The 1851-nt window shown below is 73.6% G+C and carries 2 protein-coding genes and 1 pseudogene; 2 read left to right on the plus strand and 1 reads right to left on the minus strand.

Annotated features, from left to right (window positions below; all coding sequences use genetic code 11):
• Nucleotides 1-310 (plus strand): annotated as a pseudogene (locus FNH08_RS52880) (DUF2264 domain-containing protein); the annotation flags it as partial.
• Here FNH08_RS52880 and FNH08_RS49515 read toward each other — a convergent pair.
• Nucleotides 231-695 (minus strand): STAS domain-containing protein, encoded by a 465-nt coding sequence (locus tag FNH08_RS49515; RefSeq protein ID WP_152778531.1) that lies wholly within the window; start codon nucleotides 693-695, stop codon nucleotides 231-233. The pseudogene FNH08_RS52880 and the gene FNH08_RS49515 overlap by 80 nt on opposite strands.
• A 264-nt stretch (nucleotides 696-959) precedes the next feature.
• Here FNH08_RS49515 and FNH08_RS49520 point away from each other — a divergent pair, with 264 nt between their 5' ends.
• Nucleotides 960-1421, plus strand: a complete 462-nt coding sequence (locus tag FNH08_RS49520; protein WP_152778533.1) for a hypothetical protein — start codon at nucleotides 960-962, stop codon at nucleotides 1419-1421.
• Nucleotides 1422-1851: the final 430 nt, after the last annotated feature.

The following is a 1851-nucleotide window of genomic DNA, read 5'->3' on the forward strand; positions in this document are numbered from 1 at the left end:
GGCGTGGACACGGCGGACGGACGGACTCGCCGGCACCGTGGTCGCCCTGCACGGCTGGGACCCGGAGGCTCCTGGGGCGGTGTCGCACGCGCGGGAGGCCAACGCGTACGGGACGCACTCGGCGACTCCCCACCTCGTGCTGCCCGTTCACCCCGGAGGTGTGCACCTGCTGGTCACGCTGGTGATGCTCGGCGCCGATCCGGAGGGGGCACGCCGGGCGAGCGCGCGGGTCACGGGGGAGGGTGCGGTGGTGGTTCGCTTTCCGGACGGCACGGAGGAGGAAGTTCCGCCAGCGGCGGAAAGCGGGTGAGCAGTCCGGCGGCGCGCAGCAGACGACGCAGGCGGGGCAGGTCGGAGACGATCCGCAGCCGGCCCCCGCGCTCCCTCGCCCTGGCCTCGGCCCGGCACAGCAGGCGCAGGCCCGAGCAGTCGAAGAACGTCACCCCGCGCAGGTCGACCAGAACGTCGGGTTCCGGCCGTGCCGTGGCGGCGTCGAGGTGCTCGGCGACGAAGTCCTCGGCCGCGATGTCGATCTCGCCCGAGAGCGCGACCACGGTGAACGGGCCGGTCCGGCGGCTGTGGGCGTGGGGGTTCGCCGACGGGCACTGCGCGTGGGGGCTCGCCGGGTCGGGCCCTGACGCGGCGGCCGTGCCCTCGGGCGGGTCGGCGGCGCGGTCTTGGGCTTCCGGTGGCATCTCAGCTCCACCTCGGGACGGTAGGGCGCATTGGATCTCGGTAGCTACCCCGGCCGGGGCGGTGCCATCCCTTCCGTACCGGCCGCATGATCTAGTTCACTCGACAAGGTGAATTTAGATCCGAAGTATTGACTTTTGCGGGGAGATGCCAGCTCAAGGCGCCCTGGTCAAGCGGAAGTTGACGCCATAGAGTCGTCGCTGTGCTGCCCCAGCCCCCGGCCGCACGGATCCGCACGCGCAAGTCGAACCAGGGGGTTGGCGCTGGTGCCGCCGGTACGTACGCCCGTCGAGGGGCAGTCACTGCTGACCGAGTGCGGGCTGATGGCGCCCGCGCTGGAGATGGAGTTCACGGCCCACTTCGCCCGCGCGGACGGCGAGTCCGCCGCGCAGACGGCCGCGAACGCGGTGACGCGAGTGATCGACGCCCCGAGATCCTTCCTGGAGCCGATACGCGACGCGGGGCGTGCCGTGACCCGGCGGCTGCTGGAGCGCACCACGGCCGACCTCTGCCGCGTCGTTCTCAGCGCGGACGAGTCGGGCGTCACGATCGCGGCCACCGACGACACGACGGTCACCCTGGCCTCGGCGCACGCCGCCGGCGCCCACAACCTTCCGCTCCTCTCCGTGGACGGCGACCTCCATCTCCACCACGGACCTGACGGTCACCTGTGGGTCGTGTGGCAGGGGCCCTGGGTGCGGGCCTCCGGGAGTTCCGGGGCGCCGTAGTGGGTTGAGTTCGGTGGTCGGCTGCGGGTTCGTCGTGGCTGGTCGCGCAGTTCCCCGCGCCCCTAAAAGCCTGGGAGCACCCGGCAGCACGACGCACCGCCACGCCGCCAGTCCCCTACGCGCGCCGTCAGCTCCGCACGCGCCGAAGGCGAAGTGGGCAACGGCCGCCCCCACCGGCCCGCAGCCGCGTACGCACCGAAGGGGGTGTGCCGGGAGGTGTCCGCCCGCAGCGGCCGGCGTCCGCCGCCGAGCACATGACGCACCCACCGCACCGCCGGACCGAGGACGGAGACCTCCCGGCGCGCCCCCGACCCACGAACACACCGCGGGCGACGGGTACCCCCACCGGCCCGCACCGGCAGCCGCCTCACCGCCGGAGGCTCACCGCACCGGCGTGGCGATCCGCAGCGGCACCGCGCCCCCCGACGTC

The sequence above is a fragment of the Streptomyces spongiae genome, assembly GCF_009377185.1.
Lineage (GTDB): Bacteria > Actinomycetota > Actinomycetes > Streptomycetales > Streptomycetaceae > Streptomyces > Streptomyces spongiae.